Origin of the sequence: Nostoc sp. (assembly GCF_036916975.1) — a bacterium.
In the GTDB taxonomy this organism is placed as follows: Bacteria; Cyanobacteriota; Cyanobacteriia; order Cyanobacteriales; family Nostocaceae; genus Nostoc.
Genome location: NZ_JBALFF010000090.1, coordinates 74,913 through 101,879, shown reverse-complemented (window position 1 = coordinate 101,879; position 26,967 = coordinate 74,913). Strand labels below are relative to the sequence as shown.

32 protein-coding genes are annotated in these 26,967 nt (G+C 42.0%); 21 read left to right on the top strand and 11 right to left on the bottom strand.

Annotated features, from left to right (window positions below; genetic code table 11):
- The 11 genes from V7K73_RS22905 to V7K73_RS22855 form a co-directional block, all read right to left on the bottom strand.
- Positions 1-608 (bottom strand): hypothetical protein (locus V7K73_RS22905; protein WP_334883327.1); only part of this gene is annotated, 608 nt, incomplete at its 3' end.
- Positions 609-610: 2 nt separating this feature from the next.
- Positions 611-1,144 (bottom strand): hypothetical protein, encoded by a 534-nt coding sequence (locus V7K73_RS22900; RefSeq protein WP_334883326.1) that lies wholly within the window; start codon positions 1,142-1,144, stop codon positions 611-613.
- An 8-nt stretch (positions 1,145-1,152) separates the two neighbouring features.
- A complete protein-coding gene (locus V7K73_RS22895; RefSeq protein ID WP_334883324.1) occupies positions 1,153-1,812 on the bottom strand; it encodes a hypothetical protein in 660 nt (219 codons plus the stop codon).
- Complete coding sequence (locus V7K73_RS22890; RefSeq protein ID WP_334883322.1) at positions 1,802-2,137, bottom strand: hypothetical protein; 336 nt, start codon at positions 2,135-2,137, stop codon at positions 1,802-1,804. Before V7K73_RS22890 ends, V7K73_RS22895 begins: the two co-directional genes overlap by 11 nt.
- The gene (locus V7K73_RS22885; protein WP_334883321.1) at positions 2,127-2,456 is read right to left on the bottom strand and encodes a hypothetical protein; all 330 of its coding nucleotides are present in this window, start codon (positions 2,454-2,456) and stop codon (positions 2,127-2,129) included. Before V7K73_RS22885 ends, V7K73_RS22890 begins: the two co-directional genes overlap by 11 nt.
- A gap of 323 nt (positions 2,457-2,779) precedes the next feature.
- Positions 2,780-2,980, bottom strand: coding sequence for a hypothetical protein (locus V7K73_RS22880; protein ID WP_334883319.1), 201 nt, complete (start codon positions 2,978-2,980; stop codon positions 2,780-2,782).
- A gap of 188 nt (positions 2,981-3,168) precedes the next feature.
- The gene (locus tag V7K73_RS22875) at positions 3,169-6,003 is read right to left on the bottom strand and encodes a VapE domain-containing protein (RefSeq protein ID WP_334883318.1); all 2,835 of its coding nucleotides are present in this window, start codon (positions 6,001-6,003) and stop codon (positions 3,169-3,171) included.
- A gap of 127 nt (positions 6,004-6,130) precedes the next feature.
- Positions 6,131-6,466 carry a hypothetical protein gene (locus tag V7K73_RS22870; RefSeq protein WP_334883316.1) on the bottom strand — a complete coding sequence of 112 codons (336 nt, stop codon included), beginning with the start codon at positions 6,464-6,466 and terminating at the stop codon, positions 6,131-6,133.
- Complete coding sequence (locus V7K73_RS22865) at positions 6,463-6,741, bottom strand: hypothetical protein (RefSeq protein WP_334883314.1); 279 nt, start codon at positions 6,739-6,741, stop codon at positions 6,463-6,465. The genes V7K73_RS22870 and V7K73_RS22865 overlap by 4 nt, the downstream gene beginning before the upstream one ends.
- Complete coding sequence (locus tag V7K73_RS22860) at positions 6,738-6,950, bottom strand: hypothetical protein (RefSeq protein ID WP_334883312.1); 213 nt, start codon at positions 6,948-6,950, stop codon at positions 6,738-6,740. The genes V7K73_RS22865 and V7K73_RS22860 overlap by 4 nt, the downstream gene beginning before the upstream one ends.
- Before the next feature lie 76 nt (positions 6,951-7,026).
- A complete protein-coding gene (locus V7K73_RS22855; protein ID WP_334883310.1) occupies positions 7,027-7,539 on the bottom strand; it encodes a hypothetical protein in 513 nt (170 codons plus the stop codon).
- A gap of 316 nt (positions 7,540-7,855) precedes the next feature.
- Between V7K73_RS22855 and V7K73_RS22850 the strand changes: the two genes are divergently transcribed.
- From V7K73_RS22850 to V7K73_RS22750, 21 genes are all read left to right on the top strand, one after another.
- Positions 7,856-8,110, top strand: a complete 255-nt coding sequence (locus V7K73_RS22850; RefSeq protein ID WP_334883309.1) for a helix-turn-helix domain-containing protein — start codon at positions 7,856-7,858, stop codon at positions 8,108-8,110.
- Between the two features lie 206 nt (positions 8,111-8,316).
- Complete coding sequence (locus tag V7K73_RS22845; RefSeq protein ID WP_334883308.1) at positions 8,317-8,496, top strand: hypothetical protein; 180 nt, start codon at positions 8,317-8,319, stop codon at positions 8,494-8,496.
- 121 nt (positions 8,497-8,617) lie between these two features.
- Positions 8,618-8,878: a hypothetical protein gene (locus V7K73_RS22840; protein WP_334883306.1), complete on the top strand. Its 261-nt coding sequence runs from the start codon at positions 8,618-8,620 to the stop codon at positions 8,876-8,878.
- 70 nt (positions 8,879-8,948) lie between these two features.
- The gene (locus V7K73_RS22835) at positions 8,949-9,251 is read left to right on the top strand and encodes a hypothetical protein (protein ID WP_334883304.1); all 303 of its coding nucleotides are present in this window, start codon (positions 8,949-8,951) and stop codon (positions 9,249-9,251) included.
- Positions 9,226-9,696: a hypothetical protein gene (locus tag V7K73_RS22830; protein WP_334883302.1), complete on the top strand. Its 471-nt coding sequence runs from the start codon at positions 9,226-9,228 to the stop codon at positions 9,694-9,696. The genes V7K73_RS22835 and V7K73_RS22830 overlap by 26 nt, the downstream gene beginning before the upstream one ends.
- On the top strand, positions 9,683-9,934 hold the full coding sequence (locus V7K73_RS22825; RefSeq protein ID WP_334883300.1) for a hypothetical protein: 252 nt from the start codon (positions 9,683-9,685) through the stop codon (positions 9,932-9,934). The genes V7K73_RS22830 and V7K73_RS22825 overlap by 14 nt, the downstream gene beginning before the upstream one ends.
- 19 nt (positions 9,935-9,953) lie before the next feature.
- On the top strand, positions 9,954-10,466 hold the full coding sequence (locus V7K73_RS22820) for a hypothetical protein (RefSeq protein WP_334883298.1): 513 nt from the start codon (positions 9,954-9,956) through the stop codon (positions 10,464-10,466).
- Positions 10,466-10,738: a hypothetical protein gene (locus V7K73_RS22815; RefSeq protein ID WP_334883296.1), complete on the top strand. Its 273-nt coding sequence runs from the start codon at positions 10,466-10,468 to the stop codon at positions 10,736-10,738. Before V7K73_RS22820 ends, V7K73_RS22815 begins: the two co-directional genes overlap by 1 nt.
- Positions 10,720-11,259, top strand: a complete 540-nt coding sequence (locus V7K73_RS22810) for a hypothetical protein (RefSeq protein ID WP_334883294.1) — start codon at positions 10,720-10,722, stop codon at positions 11,257-11,259. Before V7K73_RS22815 ends, V7K73_RS22810 begins: the two co-directional genes overlap by 19 nt.
- On the top strand, positions 11,249-11,581 hold the full coding sequence (locus V7K73_RS22805) for a hypothetical protein (protein ID WP_334883292.1): 333 nt from the start codon (positions 11,249-11,251) through the stop codon (positions 11,579-11,581). The genes V7K73_RS22810 and V7K73_RS22805 overlap by 11 nt, the downstream gene beginning before the upstream one ends.
- Positions 11,578-12,018 carry a hypothetical protein gene (locus V7K73_RS22800; protein ID WP_334883290.1) on the top strand — a complete coding sequence of 147 codons (441 nt, stop codon included), beginning with the start codon at positions 11,578-11,580 and terminating at the stop codon, positions 12,016-12,018. The genes V7K73_RS22805 and V7K73_RS22800 overlap by 4 nt, the downstream gene beginning before the upstream one ends.
- Positions 12,018-13,169: a tyrosine-type recombinase/integrase gene (locus V7K73_RS22795; RefSeq protein ID WP_334883288.1), complete on the top strand. Its 1,152-nt coding sequence runs from the start codon at positions 12,018-12,020 to the stop codon at positions 13,167-13,169. The genes V7K73_RS22800 and V7K73_RS22795 overlap by 1 nt, the downstream gene beginning before the upstream one ends.
- Positions 13,170-13,226: 57 nt before the next feature.
- Entirely contained in the window at positions 13,227-13,712 is a 486-nt protein-coding gene (locus V7K73_RS22790) for a gluconokinase (RefSeq protein WP_334883286.1), read from the top strand.
- Between the two features lie 238 nt (positions 13,713-13,950).
- Positions 13,951-14,274 (top strand): DUF1815 family protein, encoded by a 324-nt coding sequence (locus V7K73_RS22785; RefSeq protein ID WP_334883284.1) that lies wholly within the window; start codon positions 13,951-13,953, stop codon positions 14,272-14,274.
- A gap of 1,593 nt (positions 14,275-15,867) precedes the next feature.
- Positions 15,868-16,881, top strand: coding sequence for an ABC transporter substrate-binding protein (locus V7K73_RS22780; RefSeq protein ID WP_334883282.1), 1,014 nt, complete (start codon positions 15,868-15,870; stop codon positions 16,879-16,881).
- A gap of 270 nt (positions 16,882-17,151) precedes the next feature.
- A complete protein-coding gene (locus V7K73_RS22775; protein WP_334883280.1) occupies positions 17,152-17,631 on the top strand; it encodes an ATP-binding cassette domain-containing protein in 480 nt (159 codons plus the stop codon).
- Between the two features lie 109 nt (positions 17,632-17,740).
- Complete coding sequence (locus V7K73_RS22770) at positions 17,741-18,739, top strand: ABC transporter permease subunit (RefSeq protein WP_334883278.1); 999 nt, start codon at positions 17,741-17,743, stop codon at positions 18,737-18,739.
- 314 nt (positions 18,740-19,053) lie between these two features.
- Positions 19,054-20,454 carry a sugar porter family MFS transporter gene (locus tag V7K73_RS22765; protein ID WP_334883275.1) on the top strand — a complete coding sequence of 467 codons (1,401 nt, stop codon included), beginning with the start codon at positions 19,054-19,056 and terminating at the stop codon, positions 20,452-20,454.
- A 437-nt stretch (positions 20,455-20,891) separates the two neighbouring features.
- Positions 20,892-22,505, top strand: coding sequence for an iron uptake porin (locus V7K73_RS22760; RefSeq protein ID WP_334883273.1), 1,614 nt, complete (start codon positions 20,892-20,894; stop codon positions 22,503-22,505).
- A 364-nt stretch (positions 22,506-22,869) separates the two neighbouring features.
- Positions 22,870-23,340, top strand: a complete 471-nt coding sequence (locus V7K73_RS22755; RefSeq protein WP_334883271.1) for an NADAR family protein — start codon at positions 22,870-22,872, stop codon at positions 23,338-23,340.
- Between the two features lie 780 nt (positions 23,341-24,120).
- Complete coding sequence (locus tag V7K73_RS22750) at positions 24,121-26,898, top strand: GAF domain-containing protein (RefSeq protein ID WP_334883269.1); 2,778 nt, start codon at positions 24,121-24,123, stop codon at positions 26,896-26,898.
- The last annotated feature ends 69 nt before the right edge of the window (positions 26,899-26,967 follow it).

Below are 26,967 nucleotides of genomic sequence, written 5' to 3'. Positions count from 1 at the left end.
GCGGCTGCTGCTGCTACTGCTTCTCCTTCTGCTACAGTTCCAAGTTGTAATGCTGAAGTCGCGGTTGCTAATGCTGTTCCAGCTGTACCTTCGGCGGTACCTGCCAATGCTAATGCTGTTCCGGCTGTACCTTCGGCGGTACCTGCCAATGCTAATGCTGATCCGGCTGTACCTTCGGCGGTACCTGCCAATGCTAATGCTGATCCGGCTGTTGCTCCTATGCTTACTATTTCAGCTTCTAAAACCACAATTTCAGCTTCAATAGTTGCTGTTGCTGCTACAACTTCTGCTCCTAGAGTTGCTATCGCTGCAAATACACCCTCAACAGCCGTTGCAATTAGGGGGGCTGCAACTATTGCTATTAACGCAGCAATTCCAGCCCCAAAAGCGATTAACTTTGCTTCTAAATCATGCAGTTCAGTTTCAATATTGCCAATCTGAATTTCATCTTGGGCTAATTGACGATACACATCTGCTAGCTGACTTTTTAAAGCAGATATTTCATCCTCAAGTCGAATACAGCAATCATCGCTGTTTTTTGATTTCAAAGCATTGACATCATTAACTAATTCAGACAATAAACTTTCAATATCGGTACAGCTAGCCATAGTTAAGAATTCAATTGATTACTTAAACTTTTAATTTCTGCTTCATTTATGCAACAGTAACCGGGGTAGACTTCACAATCAATTTTGCAATAGCCATTTGGACAAGCATTTCCGCAAGCTACAAAATAGGTAGGTGGTACTGTACTTACTTTAAAATCTTGAAAAAGTATTTTACCAGTAGGATCAAGTATTTTGATTCTGTATCCTAATTGCGTATTAGGAGTAAAAACGATATTTCTTAATTGAACATTGCCCGCTGACATATTACTATCTGAAGAAATCAACCTATTTGTATTTGCGGTTGTAATTGTCCGACCGTTTACTATTGGTGATTCTAAATCTGTTCCCCTATAAGAAACAGGATAATTGGCTGTAAAATCATCGGAGGTAATCATCGACCAAATACCAAGATTATCAACACTTTCATGGCTAATAACTACGTCGATAGGGGTAATATTAGAAGTAAAGTTTTTTGGAGGATCTTCAGGGTACTGCCAAGTAATAACAGCAGTACCATCTTCTGATTTACAATACATTTAGATTTTTAACTAAAATACAATCCATAAAGCTCGACTTCACCTAAACAAAAATAATCAGCATTTGAAGAATCTAGTCCATTTTGAAGAAGCCGAAAATTTGAATATGATGTATTTGAATTGACAGGTAATGACAACCATTGCGAGACAGAATTTAATGATTGATTATTGATTTGAACATCTAAATCAATCCATGTAGTATTATCATTACTGCCTTGTAATGCCCAATTCCTTGGATAATAATCTGTATTGTTAGCTCTAGAACAAATTGAATAATAATTACAAAGTAATTTTCCAGATACAAGCCCAAAACTAACCCAACTATTTGCTACTGGATGAGAGAACCACTCGCTATTTTGTCTATCGACTAAAGAGATTGCATTTCCTGATTCAGTAGAACTAGCTACTACAGTTAAAATATTTCCCGCAGGATTTGACCATACACTCAAACCTTTATTCGTACCTAAATAATAAAATAATCCATTAGAATCACCGTTGTTTGCAAAAGTAAGAGAATGCTGATTACTGCTATTATTTCCATTAGATGAACTTGCAAGCAAGTTAGCCTTGGTGATTTTATAAGTCAAGCCTGAATCTGGATCTTGTAATACCAAGTAATCTGTATCTTTAGCTGTAGTTTGGCTAATGGTAATATCTTTAATTTCCATATAGTGACCATGAGTAAAGTAAAAAAGTATGCCTAATTTTGTTTGTGGGGAACAACACCTCATCCCATAACTCTGCGGTTACAGAATGGGCAAAGTTATTGTTTATAATCAATGGTTTCTCATTGATAGTTATTCCTTGAGAATTAGCAGTGATTTGAGCTTTGGTCGCTTGTGATGCTAGAAATAAAATTGCTCCGAGCAAACTTTCTGCTGTATTATTAGCTGATGGAGCAATAGACAAGCTTGATTTTTGGATTATCAAAATTTTTTCATCTTGATAAACCCCATCTCCAAAAAATTTCTCAATGGCGATATTAGTAGGCATTAGGATCAAAAGCGGAACTAGTATCGGGTTTATCAAATGCAATAATCTTTGTTTTGCGGCGATATAAGACGCTAGAACGACTTACTAGGGTATCGTTGCTATCGGTGATGACAATCGACTGATCTGTATTAGACGCTTGATTTGCACTAGTTAAATTAGTTTGGGCAAATGCCACAATTGCAGCCAAAATACTTTCGGCTGTGTTGCTGCTTGAAGGTGTGAATCCAGCGCTACTAAGGTCAGCTTTGGTAATTGTGACTGACGTACTATTTTGAGTGGCGGTTACTCCAAAAATTTGAGCTAAAGATGGTTCTGCCATGCAACGGATTCCCTAAGTGAATAAATCCGTTGTATGACTTAATCAGAATTGTGTAAATATGCCACTTTTATGTAAATGCGGAAGTGAATTTGCTTAGTAGAATCCTTGTCATACCAAGAATGCGGGGATAGTCCTGTTGTAACTATTGAGAGGGTGTACCTGTTTAACCGCGTTATGGGGATAAAACAGGAACTTGATCCAGAAATCTGTTTATTAACAAACCGCATATATACTTAATTGTTTAGTTGTTAATTTTTGTCAAGATTTCCTAAAGTAGATAATTTTACGAAAGAAAAAGGCGATCGCTTCCATCGTGCGGCTTGTCATCGCCCATCAAACAAGTTACTTCCTGCCCAAAATAAATTATTTAGGTTATTCAACAGTCTTTGAATTTCTCGATCGGAATCGTCTAGCGCTTGATTAGCATTCGCTTGAGAGGCAATTAATAGCTTGGGTTCAGGATGATTCGCTGCAACATCATCAAGACACACATAATCCGGTAAAGCAGTATTTGAAATATCCATAATCTGTGAAAGTTGGGGATTTCACCATGTTTGTAGCTTTATTTAAAAAACAGCTACAGCAATATTACTGACACGATCCACGGATGGATCGCAATTGCCTATCCCCAAGAAAGCGAATATCCTGGGGTTTCCTTAAAAATTTTCTTTTACGCGATCGCCTACGTGCTTAGAAGGCGATCGCGTTTTATTCAGGTACTTTTTGGCTGACTTAGCTGATTCGCTCGAACGTACTGGAAGCGCCCAGAAGATGATTCAACCTGCCATTTGCCCTGCCAGCGTCCGACGATTTTAACCAGTTCTCCACCATAAATAGCATCTCTATTTACTTGAGGCTGCCACGGCTCCTGTTTTTCGAGCCATTCCTTAGCTATTTTCTTCGCACATTCTTCAAAAAGGCGTTCTTGAATGAGTGCGACTCCGTTAATCGTGCCTTGCTCTCCAGTAGGGAAAAGCCATTTGACAGAGCATTCATACCCAACAAGGGTCTTAGCTTTATTCAAAATCCTTGCTTCTGGCTTGGCAGTGCATACTATGTCCCCAAGGTGGCTCTTGATATGAAGAGTAAGAACCGTGGGGTCTATTAGCCAGAAATTAAAATCCTTTTTGGAACTAATGGTATTAGGTTTTGGGGTTGGTTCATGTTGCACACTATTTTTTTCATGAAAAGTTTGAAAAGTATGTGGATCATGTGGATCATCTGGATCATTCTTGCTATCACTGGGTTCTGGATGATCCACATAGGTTTCTGTATGTGGATCATGTGGATCAATGACAGAAAAATGTAACTCTTTACACCCGTTAATATTTGGCTTACTCGTATTAACAACAGGTAGCTGTGCTGTTTTAGACTGATAATGGTCTGAGTGATCCACATGATCTGAAAAATTTGACAAAATCTGTGGATCATGTGGATCACTGACAGAAAAATGTAACTCTGTACACCCGTTAACATTTGTTTCACTCGTATTAACAACAGGTAGCTGTGCTGTTTTAGACTGATAATGGTCTGGGTGATCCACATGATCCACATAGGTTTGTGTATGTGGATCACACTCAAAGCCTTGCTCTGACTGCTTTGATCCACATGATCCACATGATCCACTTGTTTTCACAACTTTTCTGATCCAAGTTTGTAATGCATGACCATCTACCCACCTTCTCTGTTTGTGCCAGCCATTGATCTTCATAATTGCTGCTACCCTTTTCTGGGACATGATGTCTTGACGACCTGTTTCTATACCCAACGCGGTAAATAAAATATCGTGGGTTGTTACCCAGTCACGCCCCCGGATGAATGACAATACTTTTTCTTCCCACGGATCGGAGGTTTGGTAATCTTTGTTGGCTTCGGCTTGCAGGGCAGACTCTGCGCGAGTTAGCCACCACTGATGCCCCATTTGGTAAAGATGGTTGGCCGCAGCCCAAATTAAATCTCGTTCGCGGATTAATTCTTCGATCGGAATTTCTTTAAGGACTGGGACGACGAAAAATCGGCGGCTGCCTGTGGGGTCATTAAGCAATTCTTGCTCGTTTGATGTCGCAACCAGTAGGCAAGCTCTAGGATGCTCTTTGATTTCTCGGTCGTAGGGGATGCGAAATGGATCAACGGTATTGCTCAAAAATTTCTTGAACGAGCTAACGTCTTTCTTCTTATATATGTGTTCGATTTCTGCCAGTTCAATTCCCCAGAAGTAGTGAAGCTTCATTAATTCATCCTTTTCGTTGCTGTCACTCAGTTCGTCTGTAAACCAGTCCGCGCCAAACAGTTCTTTCCAGAAAGTGCTTTTTCTTAGTCCCTGTTCGCCAACTAAGACACAAATATCTTCCGCTTTTTCGCCTGGTCGTCTGGCTCTGGAAACTGCGGCAATGAGAGATTTTTTGATGTAAGTGTTGTGTAAAGGGTCATTAGTGCCAAAGTATCTGAAGGCTAGATTGTCCAAAATTGATAAATCTGGACTAGCAAATCTCGCTTCAAGGTCGTCGAGATATTCTACTACTGGGTTGTAAGCGCTTTTCTTAGCAATTGACATAACTATTGAGTGAGCATCGTCTTTTGAGATATCTATGTCGAATTCTAGTGCGATGTAGAGTTTTAATAGGTCTAAGTCCATTCGATAATTGTCTTGCTCAACATATTTTTTGAGTGTATTTAATCGAATAGAATCACCCCATCCTTGGCTGATTATTTTATGGGCGCGAGACATCCTAGATTTTCTCTCTTCATCGTCGAATTCAATTTCTTGAGCCTTTCGCTTCTCATCTAGTTCTTTTTTCCATTCTTCGATAGTGGAGGCTTCATCAATTAGCTTTTTAAATTCATCGCCACCTTTGGCAGCAATAAAATCATCCATTCCCTTTAGATCAAGAGAGGGTAGGGTGACAATCATTACCTTGGAGCCAGTCGCGCATAAATCACGAGCTAGCGATAATAGTGCATATTGAACTGGGCGTTTTTGGATGATGTCCGCGTCAAAAACTAAGTAAAAAGTGCGGCCAAATCCCGCAAATGCTTCTAGCCAGTAATGTAATCTGCCGTTTTTTCTACATGTAGCAACACCAGGGAGACTGATAGTAGGAATACCCAGGGTTAGCCCTGCTGCTGCTTTTTTAGCACCTTCGGTTATAAAAATGGGTAAGGTTTTATCTTCTAGGATTAATTTCCAGAAGTCCTCTATACCTGGGTTTAAAAACAATGGTGCTGTATTCGCTCCAGTCGCACCTATGTATTTTTGAAGTTTACCTTTTTTATCGGATGGGGATGTATCTGGTTTTACTTGAACGCCTTCTAGTGTGTTCTCTCCAGTCAAAGGGTCAATTCCAGAAACACACCACGCAGGTACTAGCTGGTCAGAATGCTTGCGGCGGCTTTTTGTATTTCGATTTAGGACTCTATCGAGTTCTCTAGAGTCTTCGATTGTTCGGAAGTTAAGGTTGATTAATGTATCAGAAATAGCACTAGATTTAAACTCTTTCCAGTGGCGCTCTAACATGCCGTTGACAACACTAAGGGTAGATAAAATCATTGTTCTATCCCCCAATTAATGTTAAACTGATTGGCAGAAAGAGAAGATTCCCTAATCTTCTTTTGAAAGTAATTTTTCATACATTAATCCTTTTTGGCTCTAGTTAATAGCTGGGGTCATTTTCTTGTTAAAACGGATCGATCGCAATTTCGAGGCAGGCATTAATCCAGTGACTAATCTCGCTAACACTAGAAAGTGAAGCAGCTGATTGCCGCAGGGCTGTTAGTTCACCCGGAAATCCTCCGGCATCCCAGCAAGGGGCGTTGATGTAATGCTGGCAGTATTCAGCTACGAGGTTGATTTCCTCTGTGGTCAAGTGGTGGGAACTAAAGTATTTGAAAACTGCACGGGGCAATTCTCCTGATGTTTCGTCTCGCCAGTTGAGAGGTAGTCCGAGGGGTGGGCGGTAAATATTCGGTATTCGCGTGGAACGGTAGATAGTTACTCTAATTTCGTCGGTCATTGCCGATAACTCCTCAGTGCTTCACATTCGGCTTTAATCCCAGCAATGCACTCTAGGTCTGATTGAAGCAATGCAGGTAAGGACTCTAAAATTGCTGATGCCATAACGATCGCCTGATGACGTTCTAACTTTGGATCTAGGGTCTCGATGTAGTCTACGAATTCGTGCAGCTTGTAGCAGGCAAGCTCTGTAGCATTGTTCAATTCTGGGGACGCGATCGCTATTCTGTCTGCATAAACCACGATCGCTGCTTTTATCTGTTCTTCTGTAGTCATTGGCTTTTAGGTGTTGGGGAATCGGTGAGTTGCAGGTAAAGCAGGAAATTGTCTAGCTCCTCTTCAGTCAGCAGAAGGCGCGATCGCACTCCGTAATATTTCGTCAAATGCTCAATCCCTTGTTCTGTTGTCCAGCCCAATCGCTGCATTTGTTCGCTTGTCTGGTTCATTAGGTCACGGAATTTTGGGTATGTTGGTTCTTTGGTCATTAGTCATTGGGCGTTGGTTGGGAGTTAGGAGTTGAGCGATCGCACTAGAAGTAAGAAGTGCGATCGATTGGGTTAATTAAGCACGTCGATCACGTTTTAAATCGCCAATAACTTTTTCTAAAATCCAGTTATCCAATCTGCCTGGGTTTAACTGCTGCTGACGTGTAATCAAGCGATTGGCAGTTTCTTCGTTGCCATTGAGTAAATTAAGGAATTCTTTGTACATTGGACTATTCTTGAGTACTCCTTTTGGCTTGCTAGGCTGTCTTCCCGTTGCTTTCAATTCTGGCAATGTGAATTGGGGTGGAGGTGGGGGCGTTAGTTGTTGGGTAGGTTCAGCTTTTGGTTTTGATTTATCTATACCGTGTTCCTTGAGTAGCAATTCGCACTCTGCTAAGTCTTTTTCAAAAAGCTCTATAGCTTGCTGGTACTTGGCTATAGCTTCCTGGTAGCCTTCTACCGCTTCCTGGTATTGGTCTACAGACCGTGTAAACAGTGTTGTAGATTGTGCATATTTCCCCAAAGCCTTCTCTTGTCTAAGCAGAAAGAAGAATGCAATAAATAAAGCAATCGTGAGTAGGATTTCCATAGTGAATTGAGTTGGTTCTCAGTCCACCATGCGGGTATTCTCCAGCTAAAAGCATCGGAGGATACCCGTATTTTTATTTAGCTTTGCTTATTTGTCCGGTCATAACATTTTTTACTCGTTTTACTAATTGGCGCAGTTGAACACGTCAGTTCTTACTTCAATAAACAGGTTGTTGAACCATAGGCATCACAGTCTCTAATTTGTTGTGAGATTCTAGAGAATGAGCGGTCAACATCACCGCTCATGTTGTTTATGGAGTTGCGCTTTTATCAATAGGTTTCTAAAACCGCTCGATTTAAGCTCTTGCTATGATATTATGACTGTAGACCAGAAAAGGCAACATCTGCCACCTAAATCAGTGTTAAAAGCGCTTAGAGAAAATGCAGGTTTGTCACAGGAGCAGCTTGCTGTCTACCTTGGCATCGCTGTCTCCACTCTCAGACGATGGGAGAATGAGGGGATGGAACCTTCAATGACTAGAAACCAATGGCAAACTTTCTGCCAGCTGATTGGCGTATCCTTTGATGCGCTGCCTCACAGCTTGGCTGCTCCTGCTGAAGCTAACGCCTAAGTAAAAGTAAGAAAGTTAATAGTAGACAGATGCAAGGCTAATCAAAGTATAAGTCTTGAAAAATCGCTTCGAGTATTTACTGACAACTCGGTATCTGATTTTTCAATCCCAAACCAGGTAGAGATAGCAGCCTACCAGCACTGAGCAAACACCAAAGACCTGCTAGGGGAAACTGACCGCTAACAACTTCTCAGGAGACAACCAACATGACACTTACGGTTCAAGAATTGATTGAAAAACTACAAGCATTCCCGGCTGACTCGGTAATAGCTTTTGAGGATTTGGAAGACGATCAAGAATTTTTTCTGGTCAGCCTTAACCCTGGAGACAACAGACTAACTATCGTCATTAGCGGCGAAGACCTAGAAGAGGAGGAAGAGGGATAAAGCGCGATCGCACTGTCTTTACCCGTAAGTCGTAGCGTCGCGGGGTTGGCGGTTCAAAGCAAAAAGGCGATGCCCAGACACGAGCGATCGCCAATAGTACTCTACATAAACAGGAGACTAAATGATCAACATAACAGAGATAAAACCCGTTGACATCATCACCAGAATCGGGAACTTGACCCGCACCCAGGCTATGGGCTTAAATTGTTTGGTTTTTCTGGCAGTGCGGGAACAGACCACTGTTACCTGTCAGCACGAAGAAGTCGGCTTTGACGACATCCCTGAGTGGATCATTGGACTGTGCGATTGGCTTGACGATGACGGGCTGCTCGACTTAGCGGAACAGATCACCATCAAAGTGCGATCGCAGCCAGAGGAATAAAAAGGCGATGCCCTAAATACAAGCGATCGCCTTCGTTCAAGTGAACTTAATAGTTAAGGAGATTTTACCAATGTCAAAGCCATTAGGCTACTACACCAGTTACACCCCAGATGAAGATTCACTTTTAGAAAAGTTACAAGAAGAGTACGGCAGCGCATTTGAGAAAATTAGCAAGCGAGAAAAACTTTCTATATTGATGATCTTGGCATCAAACCTGGGATGTCAGATAGAGGGAGGTGTCAGGGGTGAAATTTACGCTGTTGCGAAAGAGATGACCGATAAGCTTTCGCCTTCCGACCAGGCAGGAATCATGGAAGCGCTGGTTTCACAAATTCGTTGGGGGCAGAATGCAGAACCTGTACACCACACCTGAAGCCGCCAAATTAACCAACATCCCAGAAAGCACAATTCGCAGTTGGTTACGCCGATATCCTGAAGTATTTCAGTTCGAGGTTCACGTTATCAGCGATGAACACGGACAAAAACTGTGGACTGAATCGGGGATTGAACTGTTGCACAGCCGACGTGCATCGAAAACTGCAACAGATGACGATGCAGAAATTGATGCAGAATCTGACGCACCCAATTTACTTGAGTCGCTGCTAGAAGAGGATGCACAGCGACTCGCTAACGAATATTGGCGACTGTTGCCGGGGCGAACATTGCAACGCATTAAACAGATGCGGGACAATCCCACGCCTGAACAACGCCAAATAGTGCAAACATCAGTCCGGGCTGCACTGAATGCCGGAACAGAGCATCTACTCTTGCCCACATATCAACCAAGATTCCTGGAGGGAGGAGATGAAACAGACTAAACAACAGCCTGGTAGTAAGGTTATACCATTCACCGGCGAATTTTACCCAGATGCACCAGAACCCACGCCAGCAGGAAATAACCTCACTGCATTTTTAGTGATGATTGCAGCTGCATTAGTCGCGGGGTTGAGCATGGGTGCAATCTCCACTTACCAGAGCGCGGATCAAGTGCAACTGCGTGACATGAAAGCTCAAAGCCAGCAGCTTGAGAAAGTCAAAAGCCAAGTTTGTAGATAGTAGATAGGAATAATAAACAATGGGAATCCTTGCACGAATTACCAGCACTGCAAAGTCCAGCAACAAAAGTAATGAATCATCCCTTTCCACAGGAGGACACGGAATTGATAAAAATCGGGTGCTTGCCCCAACAGATCCAGATGTGATAAATCCCGTGAATGCGGGAACCTGGGAGACTGTGAGGACAGCACCAGTAAATCATACACCACTGTACTTTAACAAAGCAGAGGCTGATGCACTCAAACAATTTTCAGCCCTGAAGAGAGAAGAAGCGCGTCAAGCTAAACGCGCCTACAAATCTCTCAAAAAGCTGGAAGAATCAGATGCACAGGTACATACTGCTCATCGTAACTATATTAAAGGAGTTGCGGATCAGGAATTGACTAAAAAACGCTCCGATGCCTCAACAGCAAGACATTTACACACGCTACGACCTGAGTATGCAAAACTAGGCTTTGGTTTAGACCGCGCCGAAAATAAAGCCCAACAACGAATTGACGAACTCAAAGCCAAAATCAAGGAAAAATACTAATGGCAAAGGCGGTACACCTGGGGGCTTGGTTTCTCCTGGGCTGTATCGCCTCTAGCTTTGTGGCTTGGCTAGGGGCGTTACATCCAGCTTTATTCCGAGTGATGTGGGTTGTCTACATTATGTCTGGCGTCGCGCTAGTCCTTGCACTGCTGACCGACGATGCGGTGAGGCAGTTTCTCAAGTTATCTGAACCAGATTATTATGCCTTGCTAATTGCGATCGCAGTTTCGATTCTTTTGGGAGGAATGCTGTCATGGCTTCTCGGTGGTTAAAAACCAACTGTTTGCTGGCTAGTGCAACCGCTTTTTGGCTGGCTGCACTTTCTCCGTTACCCCAAGTCGGGAAGGGAATCAGCTACAGTCTGGCGTTGGTGGCATCAATTCAATTAGTCCAGGAGTCGCGGCGGCTGATTGTGCAGGATGCCAGACGTGCAGCGCTAACAGCGATGAACCAGGAACTAGAGCAAACAGAAGTTGCGCTGCACACCCAACAGCAAGAACGATCGCTCTATGAAATCTATAGCGATGCACCGACTTACCCCCCGGAAGTTAAGCAGGAACTAACTACTAGCCTGGAACACTTATATAAGGAGCCGAGCGCAGATCGGACAGGTGAAACTTCCACTTCCACTTCCCAGGAAAAAGCTTTTTATCTGGCGATTAAGTCACTTTTGGAAGTCAAAGGTAAAACCCATGTTATTGAGGAAGTTCTCAAAATGGGTGGTCGTCAGTGGGCTGAAGCGGAACGTCTGTTGCAGCAAATTTTAGAGGAGGGACAGAGGAATGGATGGTAACGAAGTACTGAGTTTGGTGCTTGTCAAAATGGCAACGTCTCCAGTCAAGGCTGATCGAGATGCGATCGCACGAATTGAGCGCGAATGCCAAGCGGATATTCTCAAAATTACTACCTCATTAGAGAACTCGCGGATCATTGCCCAAGCCCTCAACAGCCATGAACAGGGTAAAGGATTGAAGATATTAGCAACAGGTCTGTTTTGGTCTGGTGTTATTGGTATTGCCACTATGTTTGTCAGACCTTCTTATGTCTGGTGTGGTGTGTCGCTCGGCTTTATTTCTGGGATTGCTGGCAGACTTATGGAGCCTTTTAAAAAATGAGCGTTAAACTTATCGAATTAGATTTTTGTTGTCCAGAGTGCAATTGTAGCCAGTGGCAGTATGACAGAGATAGCGGGGTTTGTTTCTGTGCGCGTTGCGATTATGTTATGGCGTTTGATGAAGACGATCCAGATTATGACGAAGAAGCGCTAGACCTGGGGACGTGTTGCGGCTGCGGTTGCACTGGGGCAACAGTGCGAAATCTGATCATGTTGCAAAAGATTGCTCCCGTGCCTGGCACTGGCTGGGGTTGCGTGGTCTGTGGCTTGCCAAGCGATGGTGCCGTCGCTGTTGTCTGCAATGATTGTTTGGCGCGGCTAGACGGACAACCGGATGTCATCAAAGAAGTTATCTACGGCTATGCAACCGACAAGAAGCGGTATTCACTAGCCGCGCTAACGGGATTTTTTGACCACAAAGACATACCCCACGTCTAATGGACACTTACGACAAGTGGATTAGCTCTGACGCTCGGACAAAGAAACTGGTTATTCGTTTCTGGGTCAAAGGATTCCCCAAGCAATTTTTTATCAGCACTGGGCTGAAGGATACCAAACGCAACCGGGAGATTGTGAGGAGCAAGAGAGACGCGATCGCAAATGACATTGTGCTTAACCACTTTGACACATCATTGAATCGCTATCAGTCTCGACCACCAGAACAGCACCCACCCATCATTACTCAGCACTCAATATCTGACCTTTGGGAGAAATTTACAGATTTCCAAGAGAGGCAACTAGAAGAGACGACTATCAAAGACAAGTACATGGTGATAACCGCCAGAATTAAAAAATTTCCTAGTCAATGGCTAGAAGATGCTCCGACAATCAGAGATTGGCTTTTGTGTAACTATAGCCACTTTTCAGCCTGGGAAACACTAGCCTTTCTCAATCGCTGTTGTGATTGGGCTATCAGATCAGAAATTACTGCCGTCAACCCATTCGCAAAAATTCAGATTAAAAAACCAAAGCGAAAATCTCTTAAAGATGATGATTTTAAATCCTTCAATGTAGAGCAGAGAGACTTAATCATTAAATCTTTTGAGATTGATCGCGTATACAGTCACTATACAGCCCTAATAAAATTTCTATTTTTTACTGGTTGCAGACACGGGGAAGCATTCGCGCTGCGGTGGTCAGACATTAACAATGACTGCACGCGAATCAAAATAAACAAAGCCCGGAATTTGTTTGGCATTCAAAAAGGAACTAAAAACGGCAAGCGTAGGATATTTCCTTGTCAGCAGGGGTCAAAGCTGCAATCGTTACTGATTCAACTTAAAGAGAATGCCACGAGTGCAGATAGTCTAATATTTATTTCTAAAGCTGGGTTGCCCATGAACTCAGATGTTTTGGGCAACTGCTGGAGACAATCATCTTGTGGTCTGGGGATAGTAAGGCAGTTAGCGGAAATGGGACAAATACCGTATCTGAAGCCCTACAGCAGCAGACATACGTTTGCTACGTTAGCGATTGCCTCTGGAATCACGCCCGACAAAGTGGCACTATGGATCGGCGACGATGTGGCTACGGTCTTAAAGTATTATTGCCACCCAGAGACAGTTTCGGCTGAGTGTCCAGACTTTTGATTTATGCTACTCAAATGCTACTTAAAGTGTTTTGAAATCTTTGGGAAATAGCTGTTTATGATTATTATCCTAATGGGTGTCTCCGGTTCTGGCAAAACCACCATAGGAAAACTGCTAGCAGACTCGTTACAATGCGAGTTTAGTGATGCTGATACTTTTCACTCGCCAGAGAATGTTGACAAAATGCGGCGCGGTATCCCTCTGAGTGAAGCTGACAGGATGCCTTGGTTACAAGATTTGCAAACAGCTATAAAACATTGGCTGCAAAAAAATAAAAATGTGGTGCTGGCGTGTTCGGCTTTAAAAGACAGTTATCGGCAATTTTTAGTATTAGATAGCGAACACATCAAGCTAGTTTATCTTAAAGGGTCTTATGAGTTGATTCAAATGCGGTTGCAAGAGCGTAGCAATCATTACATGGGCGAAAACCTCCTTAACAGCCAGTTTTCTACTCTTGAAGAACCATTAAATACCATATCTATGGATATTGCACAACCACCTCAGGTTATTGTTCAAAATATTAGAACAGCTTTGGGTATTTAATAGGACTTACGCAAAATGACCAAAAAACGAACCGCAGAGGACGCAGAGGACGCAGATAACACAGAGGAATAAGAGTTTGAGAGAGTTTTTGCGTAAGTCCTGTTTAATACAACCGCAAGGTTAAGATTAATCACGCGTCTTTACGAAAACACGAACTTTTAGTACCCAAATTACATCATATATAAATCTAAATAAATTTTAAAAGCAACCCCATAACTGGTGTATTAGGAGAAAACTAGTGTTTCTAAGATTAGCGCAACAACATCAGGAATTTATTCAAGACTTGGTAATGAACCTGCAAGCCTTGACAATTATACTTGACGGGCGTGGCTATACTGCGTCTTGTTATACATGCGGCGATCAAATGCAGAGTGCTTCATTTATGGTTAGCCTTGCAGAAAAGCACCTGATTCGGTTTTTAGTGTCTGATTATGGGATTACTTGGATGGAGTTATGGGACGATCGCGAATTAATCAAGTTGGAGGGTGCAGAAGCCATAAGTCAGCTACAAGAGTTGGCTAATATTGTCAAGTATTCTCATGCTATACAATTGACCAATTAACAACTCTGCACACGTAGCATAGCTGTGTAAAAAGTTATTATTACTGAGAAGGCATCAAAATCTTTAAGAATTAGCGATCGCATAAGTATTTTTTCTTAACTAAAATTCACATTTTATCTACTTTGTCAATTCATTCTGCTCGTTCAGAATACTTGAAAAAGTCAATCATACATATATATCCAAATACGAAAAGAAACTTATTAAGTAGCTAGACGTAATTAAATATAAGATAAAACCTCACCCTCAATCTCTCTCTGATGCTTTGGAGAGGGAAAAAGGAGGCAGGGTGAGGTTTTATATTTAATTTGATGCACTTACTTATAGGACTTACGCAAAATTACCAAAAAACGAACCGCAGAGGACGCAGAGAACACAGAGGAATAAGAGTTTGAGAGAGTTTTTGCGTAAGTCCTGACTTAAATAGGTAGGCGATAAAAAACCAAACTATGTAACGAAAAGTAAAATATTTGTATTTGGCTTGTAGTTGCGCTGTCTTGCGCTAAAGCGCAACTACAAACTAGTGATGATTATTTAGGCCGACTTACTTATCAAATTATAAAATATCTGTGCAAATGTTCTGATGTTTATAGTCACTGGCTCCTAATCCCCCAACCTATCCGCCATATATGGGATTCGGGGAGTCAGAATTTCAAAGTCCCTCTCCCATATATGGGAAAAAGATTTATGGTGAGAGCAAAAACTACGGTTCTCAACTTAGCGAAAGTTTAAATTCTTATTTTTCTCAAAAAGATTCCTAAAAACTGCCGTAAAAATAGAATAAAATAGCCGTGTAAATACTTGGCATCTATTTTTTCATATCTTAACAACGGCGGCAATGGGGTGAAAATGAATTTCTTGGTATTTCTTCTCCCTATATCCAAAGAATTATTCTGATCGACATATAACAAAACTATCTCTGGCGACGTAGTATAGGCATATTTTAGTTGACTCTGAAAACAAGAAAAAATGATTTTTATCTATGGTAATCGACGATATTTTTCTACTCCTATAAGATAGATTTAAAAGCAAATCTTTTTTTATGATAATATTAAGTTTTGTTAATTAACCTTGAGCTAAACATATTAATTTTTTTTAAAATTACCCTTTAGCTGAAAATTACTTAATTTCCGCAAATGCTCTAGTGGTAAAACATTTATCTACATAAAGATCAAAGAGGTTTCTTTATTTTGTAAAGTTCGATAAACGGGGATCGTATTTGTAATAATGCAGGTTAAACTAAAATAATGTTAAAGGAAATACAATTTTCCAACTTTGATAATATCAGATTCTACTAATTGTAGTTAAAATCTGTTTTTAACCCATGCACTCCCAAATGTAGTTTCACAAAAATATGTAATTTTTTGACGTAGTGTAGCGTTCCTAGTTTTGCTTTAAAAAACAAAACATCTAATTACGGGGAATGAATAGCATTAACTCAAATAACATTACATTATTATAAGACATTTGAGAGTAGTTTAAACTGCCAAAAATAGCAGCAGTGCTAGGTTATGTCTGAAGTTTTTAGACCTAGCTAATATTGTAATGAATTCGCAAGTTTATATTGTACTGACCTGTTGCAAATTTAAATCCGTTATGAAGACAATATCGCTCATAGCTGGCATATTAGGTTTCGTTGTTGTTGGTTGCACAAATAGCGCTCAAAATGACAACACTGCTATTAATCCTACTGGTACTAACACTGCAATCAATACTAGTGCAGAAACTCAAACTGCCACTGGGAATAAAAAATTACGAGCGGTTGGCTTCACCGTTGGCGATTTAAGTAACCCTTTCTTCGTCGTTATGGGACAAGCAGTTGAGGCAGAAGCGAAAAGAATTGGCGGAAAAGATGTCACCGTTATTGTAGCTTCTAGCGCCTATGACCTCAACCAACAAGCCAATCAAATTGAAAATTTTACTGCTGCAAATGCTGACATCATTGTTTTGAATGCTGCTGACAAAAGGGGAATTAAACCAATAGTTGAACGAGCAAAACTTGCAGGGAGAATTGTTATTGCTGTAGACACAGGTGCTGAGGGAGGTGTGGATGCCACCATCACTACTAATAATGTCCAAGCTGGAGAAGTTAGTTGCAGATATATTGCCGATCGCCTCAAAGGTAAAGGTAATGTAGTAATAGTTAACGGCCCGCCAGTAGACTCGGTGATTCAGCGAGTTAGTGGCTGCGAAAATGTATTATCGAAATATTCTGATATCAAAATTCTTTCCAAAAACCAGAATGCAGATGGTAGTAGGGATGGAGGACTCAGAGTAATGAGTGATTTGCTTACAACCTTTCCAAAGATTGATGCTGTTTTTGCCATTAACGATCCGAGTGGACTTGGCGCAGAACTAGCAGCAAAGCAAGCACAACGTAAAGAATTCTTTATTGTAGGGGTTGATGGTGCGCCAGAAGCAATCACTGCGATCGCTTCTAAAAATAGTTTATATGCTGCAACTGCTACTCAAAATCCCCGAGGAATGGCCCGAAAAGCAGTTCAGGTTGGGAACGACATCTTAAATGGTAAAAAACCTGAGTCACCCACCATTCTAATTCCAGTTAAGTTAATCACAAAAAATAATGTCAGCACAGAAAAAGGCTGGTAAATAATACAAATTGTAAACTTAGAAGGTGGATTATTTCTAATCGGAGTTGAGTCTTTTGATGCATTGACAGACTTTTTGCAGATACCCATGATGTATATATGTGCATCTGCGAAAAGTTATAAATATTGGAAGACACACTTTAGAAGTTTCCAAGATAATGGTTGCTTTTTAGAAGATGATTTTGTGATGATTTTAATTCCACATCATCTGTGAGTTGATTGCTTGATAACTCACAATTGCGTTTTTAAATTCTTTTTAAACGTTCTGCTCATGACAACAACTATTGAAAATTCATTTTCTGATCCACCAACCACCACTCCGGTGTTAGAAATGCAAGGGATTACCAAACGATTTCATGGTGTATCTGCACTCCAAAATGTTAATCTGACGATTTATCCGGGAGAAGTTCACGCCCTCATGGGTGAAAACGGAGCAGGTAAAAGCACATTGATGAAAATCCTGGCTGGGGCTTACATTGCAGATGAAGGAGAAATTCGCATCAATGGTCAACCCCTGAAAATTACCGATCCGGCGACAGCACGCAAAGCGGGTATTAATCTCATTTATCAAGAACTAAATGTTGCCCCTAAGTTAACCGTTACCGAAAATATATTTATGGGTAGCGAGTTGCGGCGAGGTCAGCTTTTAGACCGCAAAGCTATGGTTCTAGTTGCAGAGCAAGTACTAGAAAGCCTTGGAGCTAATTTTACAGCGCAGACTGTAGTTGGTACATTAGCGATCGCGTCTTAGTGATGCGAGAAGGCCAGCTGGTAGGCGAACTCGACGACAGTCTTGGTAAAGAAATTACCCAAGAAAAAATTATGCACTATGCAACTGGAGCATCGGAGGTATTAGAATCATGAGTCAAACAGTCAGACCGCCTGCGAATAAATTAGCCAACAATCCCGCATCCCGCAACCGAAAATCAATTAGCAGTCTACTAGAAGTTGCGGGTATTCTGCCAATCCTAGTAATTATCTGCATCTTATTTGCATTCCTTTCTCCCAACTTCCTCACAGTCGGTAACATCGTTAATATCTTGCGTCAGTCATCAATCAATATTGTGCTGGCGACAGGAATGACCTTTGTGATTCTCACCGGAGGTATTGACCTTTCAGTTGGTTCAATATTGGGTGTTTCTGCCGTAGTTGCCTTAGTGGTATCGCTACTGCCGGCTTTAAGTTGGGCGGCTGTACCTGCTGCATTGTTAGCAGGATTGCTTTTAGGCTTAGTCAACGGCGCTATCATCACATTTTTGGATGTACCACCTTTTATTGTCACATTGGGTTCACTTACAGCCTTGCGGGGTGTTGCCTTTTTAGTTGCCAAGGGGACAACGCTAATTAACCCAGACATAAATTTTGCTTGGGTGGGTAATACTTATCTTGGCCCCTTTCCTTGGCTAGTGATAATTGCCCTACTGGCTATAATGGCTAGTTGGTTTGTGCTGCGGCAAACTGTTTTAGGAGTGCAGATATATGCCGTTGGTGGTAACGAGCGGGCAGCCAGATTAACAGGAATTAAAGTTAATCATGTCTTACTATTCGTCTATGGTATTAGTGGATTACTAGCAGGTTTAGCAGGAATCATGAGTGCCAGCCGTCTTTATAGTGCTAGTGGCATCTTAGGTCAAGGTTACGAACTAGATGCGATCGCAGCTGTTATTCTAGGTGGAACCAGCTTTACAGGCGGTATTGGTACCATTGGCGGCACACTTCTAGGTGCATTAATCATTGCTATTCTTAACAACGGTTTAACTCTGTTGAACCTATCTTACTTCTGGCAACTAGTCGTCAAAGGACTAGTAATTATTTTGGCAGTTGTAATTGATCGACTCCGCAGACGTTCTAGACGGTAAAGAATTAACGTCTTTAGGGCATTGGGCATTGATACTCGTGATATGAGTCTTTAATACTCGTGAATGAGTCTTTAGGGACTTCCAAATAAAAAAATGTTCCAAAACTGACGCAAAAACTCTCTCTATTTCTCCTCTCTCTGTGTTGCGCCAGTCGCTACAACGGGGGGAACCCCCGCAACGCGCTGGCTTCTCTGTGTCTGGAGTGGTTAGTTTATTTAAATAATTTATTTCTTGGAAGTCCCTTAATACTCATGAAAAAGTCTTTGATACTCCCCTGCCCCCAACAAAAACTCCCCACTCCCAATATATAAACTATGACCTCCACTACTACTCGTCGTAAATCCAACACATTTTATGTGATTTTGATTGCTGGTGCTGCTGCCCTCGGCGGCTTTCTCTTCGGTTTTGACACTGCTGTAATCAACGGCGCGGTTTTATCTCTAGCAAAAGCTTTTAACACCAGTAGTTTGGTAACAGGGCTGGCAGTGTCCCTAGCGTTACTGGGATCTGCCGTAGGAGCCTTCTTTGCTGGACAGATTGCAGACCGTTATGGTCGAGTTAAGGCAATGGTGGTTGCTTCAGTGTTGTTTACTATCAGTGCCATTGGCTCTGGGCTTGCCTTCACCATCTGGGATTTTATCTTTTGGCGACTATTGGGTGGGATTGGAATCGGCGTTGCTAGCGTCATCGCCCCAGCTTACATTGCCGAATGTTCTCCTACCGAATTGCGGGGAAGGTTAGGATCTCTGCAACAATTAGCGATCGTAGTAGGAATTTTCGTCGCTTTATTGAGCGACTACTTTATCGCTGTGTCAGCAGGTTCGGCAGACTCGCCGTTTTTGTTTGGGGTTGCAGCTTGGCGCTGGATGTTTTGGACAGCAGTCCCGCCAGCAGTATTCTACGGGATGGTGGCTTTAACGATTCCTGAATCTCCTCGTTACTTAGTTGCCAAAGGACGGGAACCAGAAGCTGCTAACGTTCTGACCAAGATTTTGGGGGGTGATGTACTACCAAAAATTGAAGAAATTCGGCAGACAGTGCTTCAAGAACGCCAGCCTAAATTTTCTGACCTTTTAAGCAGAAGTGGCGGACTCCTCCCCATTGTTTGGATAGGAATCGGCTTATCTGTATTACAGCAATTTGTTGGTATTAATGTAATTTTTTACTACAGCAGCGTTTTGTGGCGTGCAGTTGGGTTTTCTGAAAAAGATTCCCTAACAATCACGGTGATTACAGGAGCCGTAAATATTATTACAACACTGATTGCGATCGCCTTTGTCGATAAATTTGGTCGCAAGCCCTTGCTTATACTAGGGTCGATTGGCATGACCTTCACCTTGGGGACGATGGCTTATCTTTTTGGCAATGCTCCCATCGATGCTGCTGGGAACCCCAATCTCACCGGAAGCGCCGGGACTCTGGCTCTCATTGCGGCCAACCTCTATGTATTTTGCTTTGGTTTCTCCTGGGGACCAGTGGTTTGGGTACTGTTGGGAGAAATGTTTAATAACAAAATTCGAGCGGCTGCACTTTCAGTTGCTGCTGCTATGCAATGGGTTGCGAATTTCGTCATTTCCACAACGTTTCCTCCCATACTGAAAAATTTCGGTCTAGGTTCTGCCTATGGACTCTATACAATTGCGGCAGCTACCTCATTCTTTTTCATTCTCTTTTTTATTAAAGAAACCAAAGGTATTGAGTTAGAAGATATGTAATTCGTATCTCTGTGTCCTTTGCGGCAAGTAGCTACGCGTCAACGAACCGCAGAGGCGCAGAGAACGCAGAGATAATAAAGAGAGATTTTTTTGAATGATTTAGGATTATTATAAAAATTAAGTGTGGGCTGTTTTAAGTATTGTTTAATTAGGTATTAATAATCAATCATTTGTTGATAAAATTTTTTAAAATAAGCTAAATTTTCAGCTTGTAATCTGTAAATTTAATACTGATTAGCTTAGAAGGTAAAAGCTTTTATTTTAGTGCTAAGTAAGTGGGTGAAATTAAATATAAAACCTCACCCTGTCTCCGGCTTCCCTCTCCAAAATATCGGAGAGGGATTGAGGGTGAGGTTTGATCTTATATTTAATTATGCCTACCTACTTGTCTTTTTATTTACCAAGTCAGAATTAAACCATTATCAAGTAATAAGCCAATGCTAAAAGTGATTTTTCATAGCTTTTTTATTTTATTTTTGGCAATTCCAGCAGTTTGGGCATTACCTCCGAAAGATGATTCTAATGCAGCAGATGCTAATAGAAATTTGCAGGGACAAGTTAATTCTGTTTCCCAACTTTCTGATATCAAACCGAACGATTGGGCATTCCAGGCATTGCAATCACTGGTCGAACGTTATGGCTGTATTGCAGGTTATCCTGACGCAACCTATCGCGGCGATCGTGCCTTGAGTCGTTATGAATTTGCTGCTGGTTTAAATGCCTGTTTAGACCGGGTGAATCAATTAATTGCTGCGGGTACTAGTGATTTAGTCAAAAAAGAAGATTTGGTAGTGCTGCAAAATTTGCAAACAGAGTTTGCGCCAGAATTGGCAACTCTGCGTGGGCGGGTGGATACGGTGGAGGCACACACAGCAACGCTGGAGGCACAGCAGTTTTCTACTACTACCAAGCTGACTGCTCAAATTATTACCGCCGTTAGTGATACCTTTGGTAATAGAGTGGGTGGCGATCGCGATGAATCCCGCCCCTACTTTGCAAACCGGGGTCGTCTCAACTTAGAGAGTAGCTTCACAGGGAAAGATTTGTTGCGAGTCCGGCTGGAGTTTGGCAACTTTGCGAATTCTAATGGTACAAGCCAAATTGCCGCCGCCACAGGTACAGGCATGACCCGCCTGAACTTCGATTATGACAGCAACGGTACACTTCTTGTTCCCCACATCCGTTACTACTTCCCAGTCAGTGATTCTCTTAACTTCGTTGTTGGGCCTACAGGCATTGGTTACACCGATATTTCAACCACCGTCACTCCCCCAACGATCGCAGACGACGGCAATGGGGTTCCCTCACTATTTGGGTCATATAGTCCCTTATTCCGGCGAGGTGGCGGTGGCGGTGCCGCTAACTGGAACATTACCAAAGAATTGGTTCTTACCTTGGGCTATTTAGCAAGCAGTCCCAATGTGCCATCGGCTAACAACGGCTTGTTTGATGGTGGCTACAACGCCCTGGCTCACTTAGCCTATTATGGTGAACAAGGAGCGATCGGTCTTGCCTACTCTCATGGCTATAGCCCTGCTGGAGTAGTCGATATCGCAGCTGGAACGGGTAGCGCCCTGTCAAACGCTCCCTTTGGTAATAACATTGCGACTTCCAACGATATTGTCGGCGCACAGGGATTTTATCGGTTCTCCCCGAATTTCCAAATCCACGCTTGGGGGGGATATATTTGGGCAAATGCCAAGAGTTCTGGTTTGAGTGATATTTCTAATGGTAGGGGTGGAACAGATTCTCTATTTGTGAACAGTGGGGACAATGCCAATGTCTGGTTTGGGGCGATTGGTATGTCGTTTCCTGATGTGGGGGGTGAGGGTAACTTACCAGGAATTCTCTTTGGTATACCGCCGCGTGTCTCTAACAGTGATGTTCGTCAAGAGCGAGACAACGCTTACCATATCGAAGCCTTCTATCGCTACCGCCTGAACGATAATATCTCAGTTACTCCTGGTTTTTGGGTGATTCTCAACCCAGAAAATGACAGCAGAAATGATCCGCAGTATGTGGGTGTGATTCGCACAACCTTCGATTTTTAATTGAATGGCTCTTTGGGGTTCTTCGGGTTTAATAAGCAATCAAGCGGACATGATATGAGTAAATCTTACGCTCACCTCCCCAAAATATCGGGGAGGGTTTGGGGGTGGGGTGTTAGCGACTTTTGCAAGAGGTCTATTAAGTAGGTAGGCGTAATTAAATATAAGATCAAACCTCACCCTCGATTCCGATGAAGTTACAGAATTGAGCGATCGCTCCGTAAAAATTTGATAATCTTTATAAGTCGTTGGGAAGATCCCCAGTGATCTCAAACGAAAGAAAATCTGTTTGATAAGCTCGGTTTTGGGTTGCGACTGCGATCTTTCAGCTACCCTGAAATTGAATATATAAAAGAGCAATTTTAAAATGACCATTTACTTTTATAAGGTTTGGCAGCCTTATGGCTGTTTTTCTAACTTTTCTCCCCACGGAATCCATATCCAGGGTACTTACTGGCCAACGGTTGAGCATTATTATCAATCGCAAAAATTTGTTGGCAGCACAGATGCGGCAATTATACGCCTGATCCATGCTGCCGCAACCCCAGAAGAAGCTGCCGCGTTGGGAAGATGTAGCACTCGCCAACTCCGTCAAGACTGGGATTTGGTCAAAACTGAAATTATGCGAGAAGCTGTACTCAAAAAGTTTATCACTCATAGTGATATTAGAGAAGTTCTCCTGAAGACTGGCGATGAGATTTTGGTTGAAAACTCCCCAACCGATTCTTTTTGGGGCTGTGGTGCTAATAGAGCAGGTCAAAACCATCTCGGTAAAACCCTCATGAGTGTGCGTGAAGAAATCCGTAATTTACTATCTTTAACGGTAATTTCCGAATAATCTAATCAAAATAGTTACATTTAATATATAATTACCAATTCGACGGGGAATAGTAAAATTCCCCCGCCAAAAACCTTTAAAAAAGTTGCCAATAATTTAGTTAAACCACGTCTATCTTGAAACCTATAGTTCTTCTACGATGAAAAGGATTTGCCCTCATCCCCCAACCTATCCCCCATATATAGTCCAAGAGCAGCCAGAATTTCAAAGTCCCTCTCCCAGATTTGGGATTCGGGGAGCCAGAATTTCAAAGTCCCTCTCCCAGATTTGGGAGAGGGATTTAGGGAGAGGGTGAAAACTACGGTTCTCAACTTAGATAAGGTTTATTTATTTGAAAAAATTTTAATTAGTTAAATTAATCAGCAAAAAGGGTAAAAAAATTTTAATTTCACGCAGTTTTTGCGCTAACAAATTAAGTAAAATTACTGAAATAGTTTAATGATTGAGAATATAAAATTAATAAGTGTTGGTGGTTAAAATTTTCTTAATTTTAGACTTAAAAGGATGTTTTGAAAGTATTTACTAATACAGTCATATTTTTGATATCCGCCTAAATCTACTTAAGAAGGGTTAGAGAGATTAAGTAAAATATCTGATCTTTTTCAAATATCCTCTAATCCATTTTCACAAATATTTGCAACAGATGTACGCCACTAGCAAACGCATTTGTAGCAGTAATTTCTGGGAATGGGATGAAAATCAAGGCATTGTTAAGTTGAAAATTCTGATCGGTGACAATTATAAAAAAAAATTATACTTCAGTAATGGTGTATGTAGGCAATGACATTTACCGATAAACCAAAAGGGTTGCAGCAAAACTTAGACCAAGAAAGTTTACTGCACCAGATGATAAACCAGATCAGGCGATCGCTCGACCTCCAAGAGATATTAACGACTACCGTTAGCCAGGTGCGTTTATTTTTGGGTGCAGATCGGGTAAAGGTGTATCGTTTTGATACCGATGGGAGTGGTGAAGTCATTGCTGAATCTATCCATGAGCAGCGTTTGCCATCCTTATTGGGGCAGCGCTTCCCAGCTGATGATATTCCAGAAAAAGCTAGGGAGATGTTTCTCTTAGCACAGCAACGTTCGATTGTGGATGTGGCAAATGGAAAGATCGGGCTATCGCCTCTACAGTCAAAAGAAACTGGCAAACTTTTAGAAACTAATATCGACTATCGGCAGGTAGACCCGTGCCATATTCAATACTTAAAGGCAATGGGCGTGGAGTCTTCGTTGGTAATACCAATTTTAGATTGCGATCCACAAGAACAATCGGCAAAGCCTAAATTGTGGGGATTGTTGGTATCTCACCAAAGTGAACCGCGAAAGATTTTGAAGCGAGAACTAAAAGTATTGCAGCAAGTAGCTGACCAAGTTGCGATCGCTATCGGTCAAAGTAATCTCCTCACCGCAGCCCGCACCAAGCAAGAGCGAGAAGCTACTATTAACCGAGTAACCACACTATTACATAAACTACCGAGAGTCCAATTGCAGAAAGCCCTAGAAGAAGTTATTACTGCCTTCAATGGAATAGGTGGCAGGCTTTACATTGAACAAAGTCAGGAACTATACACCTATGGCGACCAACCGACACTCCCCTACGAGTTAGATAACAGTATTATCGAACAGCATCCCATCTGGCAAAACTGGATGGCTGAGTCTAAACAAGGTAATATTTGGGCAACAACTGACCTGTATAAAGAACTACATTTGCGAATTTTGGCTTTAGCATTCCGTTCTACTCAAATTCGCGGACTTATGGTGATTCCCCTACATTACCGGGAAAAATTTATCGGTGTATTAAGCATTTTTCGCTGTGAATTTGAAACAGAAATCTTGTGGGCGGGACGATGTGAACAAAATCGGCGGCAAATATTACCCCAGTTTTCCTTTGAGCTTTGGCGAGAGCAAAAAAAGGGGCAATCAGCTGAGTGGAAAGCGGAAGACATCTTATTAGCGCAAGCCTTGTACGATCATTTCTCAATGGCAATTCAGCAGCAGCAAATGTTTAAACAGGTACAAGCCCTGAATGCAAACCTAGAACTGCGGGTGCAAGAACAAACTTATGAACTCGAAAAATCATTACTGTTTACCAAGGTACTCAAGCAAATCACAGAGCATATTCGCCGCACATTAGACTTGCAGACAACTCTGCAATCCATCGTTCGAGAAGTCCGTAGCCTGCTAAACTCAGACCGGGTGGTGATTTTTGAACTGAAGAGGAAATCGGTGATTGTCGAAGAGATTAATGGCAATTGGCAGTCGGTTTTGGGAATCAATGCACCAGGCGATTGCTTTCCTGATGAGTATAGCCATCTATATAGTCAGGGCAGAGTACGGGTAATTAACAACGTTTTGACAGCTTTTTTGCATGATTGTCATCGAGAGTTTTTGCAGAGTCTGCAAATCCAAGCAACCTTAATAGTTCCGATTAATATAGGTCTGGAAGTATGGGGGTTACTAATAGTCCATGAGTGTGAGGCTCCTAGAGATTGGCAGGATGCAGAAATTGATTTATTGCAACAGCTAGGAGATCAGGCTGCGATCGCTATTCAACAAGCGCAACTTTACGAACAAACCTGTAATGCCGAAACTGAAGCTAGAAATCAAGCTGCCCAGTTAGAGAATACCCTACATCAACTCCAAGAAACACAGACAAGATTAATTCACACCGAAAAAATGTCCGGCTTAGGACAGTTGGTCGCCGGTGTCGCCCACGAAATCAACAACCCTGTTAACTTTATCTACGGTAACCTCTGCCATGCCAGTGATTACACGGTACAAATCCTAGAAATTTTACGTCTCTACCAGTTATACTATCCCCACCCCCATAGTGAAATTAAGGCAGCTATCAAAGCGATCGATTTTGACTTTTTGGTAGAAGACCTCCCAAAAATCATCACCTCAATGCAAGTAGGAAGCGATCGCATCCGCTCAATAGTGCTGTCGTTACGCAGTTTTTCTCGCTTGGATGAGGCTGAAAACAAGTGTGTTGACCTGCATGAAGGCATTGACAACACCTTGTTAATTTTGCAACATCGACTGAAAGGAAATAGTGAATTCTCACGTATTCAGGTAATCAAAGATTATGGCAACATACCATTGGTAGAATGTTATGCCGGTCAAATGAATCAGGTATTCATGAATATCTTTACCAATGCCATAGATGCGCTAGAAACGATCATTGACGGTAAGAAGGACAAAGAGAATCCCCAATACTTCGGCAACTCTTCGAGACGCTATGCGAACGCTCAGAACAAGTACTCAATGCCTACTATCCACATTTCCACTAGACTCTCAGCAGACGAGTCTCGTCTATTAATTCGTATTAGCGACAATGGGTCTGGGATGAGTGAAGAGGTGAAAAAGCGGATTTTTGATCCGTTTTACACTACCAAACCTGTGGGTAAGGGTACAGGACTAGGATTGGCAATCAGCTATCAAATTATCGTCGAAAAACATGGTGGAATAATGGAGTGCGTTTCAGAACCTGGCAAAGGTACAGAGTTCTGGATTGAAATTCCCCTCAAACCTCCAGCCAAAATAAATCACTAAATAACAATTCACGCATTCAAACATTTTAGACATTTCAGACGAAGATTTTAAACTCGACTGAGAAAAATG

Bases quoted from the DNA above. Each gene is read 5' to 3' on its own strand.
- V7K73_RS22900 (WP_334883326.1), bottom strand. From the start codon at position 1,144: ATGTATTGTAAATCAGAAGATGGTACTGCTGTTATTACTTGGCAGTAC.
- V7K73_RS22895 (WP_334883324.1), bottom strand. From the start codon at position 1,812: ATGGAAATTAAAGATATTACCATTAGCCAAACTACAGCTAAAGATACA.
- V7K73_RS22890 (WP_334883322.1), bottom strand. From the start codon at position 2,137: ATGCCTACTAATATCGCCATTGAGAAATTTTTTGGAGATGGGGTTTAT.
- V7K73_RS22885 (WP_334883321.1), bottom strand. From the start codon at position 2,456: ATGGCAGAACCATCTTTAGCTCAAATTTTTGGAGTAACCGCCACTCAA.
- V7K73_RS22880 (WP_334883319.1), bottom strand. From the start codon at position 2,980: ATGGATATTTCAAATACTGCTTTACCGGATTATGTGTGTCTTGATGAT.
- V7K73_RS22875 (WP_334883318.1), bottom strand. From the start codon at position 6,003: ATGATTTTATCTACCCTTAGTGTTGTCAACGGCATGTTAGAGCGCCAC.
- V7K73_RS22870 (WP_334883316.1), bottom strand. From the start codon at position 6,466: ATGACCGACGAAATTAGAGTAACTATCTACCGTTCCACGCGAATACCG.
- V7K73_RS22865 (WP_334883314.1), bottom strand. From the start codon at position 6,741: ATGACTACAGAAGAACAGATAAAAGCAGCGATCGTGGTTTATGCAGAC.
- V7K73_RS22860 (WP_334883312.1), bottom strand. From the start codon at position 6,950: ATGACCAAAGAACCAACATACCCAAAATTCCGTGACCTAATGAACCAG.
- V7K73_RS22855 (WP_334883310.1), bottom strand. From the start codon at position 7,539: ATGGAAATCCTACTCACGATTGCTTTATTTATTGCATTCTTCTTTCTG.
- V7K73_RS22850 (WP_334883309.1), top strand. From the start codon at position 7,856: ATGACTGTAGACCAGAAAAGGCAACATCTGCCACCTAAATCAGTGTTA.
- V7K73_RS22845 (WP_334883308.1), top strand. From the start codon at position 8,317: ATGACACTTACGGTTCAAGAATTGATTGAAAAACTACAAGCATTCCCG.
- V7K73_RS22840 (WP_334883306.1), top strand. From the start codon at position 8,618: ATGATCAACATAACAGAGATAAAACCCGTTGACATCATCACCAGAATC.
- V7K73_RS22835 (WP_334883304.1), top strand. From the start codon at position 8,949: ATGTCAAAGCCATTAGGCTACTACACCAGTTACACCCCAGATGAAGAT.
- V7K73_RS22830 (WP_334883302.1), top strand. From the start codon at position 9,226: ATGCAGAACCTGTACACCACACCTGAAGCCGCCAAATTAACCAACATC.
- V7K73_RS22825 (WP_334883300.1), top strand. From the start codon at position 9,683: ATGAAACAGACTAAACAACAGCCTGGTAGTAAGGTTATACCATTCACC.
- V7K73_RS22820 (WP_334883298.1), top strand. From the start codon at position 9,954: ATGGGAATCCTTGCACGAATTACCAGCACTGCAAAGTCCAGCAACAAA.
- V7K73_RS22815 (WP_334883296.1), top strand. From the start codon at position 10,466: ATGGCAAAGGCGGTACACCTGGGGGCTTGGTTTCTCCTGGGCTGTATC.
- V7K73_RS22810 (WP_334883294.1), top strand. From the start codon at position 10,720: ATGGCTTCTCGGTGGTTAAAAACCAACTGTTTGCTGGCTAGTGCAACC.
- V7K73_RS22805 (WP_334883292.1), top strand. From the start codon at position 11,249: ATGGATGGTAACGAAGTACTGAGTTTGGTGCTTGTCAAAATGGCAACG.
- V7K73_RS22800 (WP_334883290.1), top strand. From the start codon at position 11,578: ATGAGCGTTAAACTTATCGAATTAGATTTTTGTTGTCCAGAGTGCAAT.
- V7K73_RS22795 (WP_334883288.1), top strand. From the start codon at position 12,018: ATGGACACTTACGACAAGTGGATTAGCTCTGACGCTCGGACAAAGAAA.
- V7K73_RS22790 (WP_334883286.1), top strand. From the start codon at position 13,227: ATGATTATTATCCTAATGGGTGTCTCCGGTTCTGGCAAAACCACCATA.
- V7K73_RS22780 (WP_334883282.1), top strand. From the start codon at position 15,868: ATGAAGACAATATCGCTCATAGCTGGCATATTAGGTTTCGTTGTTGTT.
- V7K73_RS22775 (WP_334883280.1), top strand. From the start codon at position 17,152: ATGACAACAACTATTGAAAATTCATTTTCTGATCCACCAACCACCACT.
- V7K73_RS22770 (WP_334883278.1), top strand. From the start codon at position 17,741: ATGAGTCAAACAGTCAGACCGCCTGCGAATAAATTAGCCAACAATCCC.
- V7K73_RS22765 (WP_334883275.1), top strand. From the start codon at position 19,054: ATGACCTCCACTACTACTCGTCGTAAATCCAACACATTTTATGTGATT.
- V7K73_RS22760 (WP_334883273.1), top strand. From the start codon at position 20,892: ATGCTAAAAGTGATTTTTCATAGCTTTTTTATTTTATTTTTGGCAATT.
- V7K73_RS22755 (WP_334883271.1), top strand. From the start codon at position 22,870: ATGACCATTTACTTTTATAAGGTTTGGCAGCCTTATGGCTGTTTTTCT.
- V7K73_RS22750 (WP_334883269.1), top strand. From the start codon at position 24,121: ATGACATTTACCGATAAACCAAAAGGGTTGCAGCAAAACTTAGACCAA.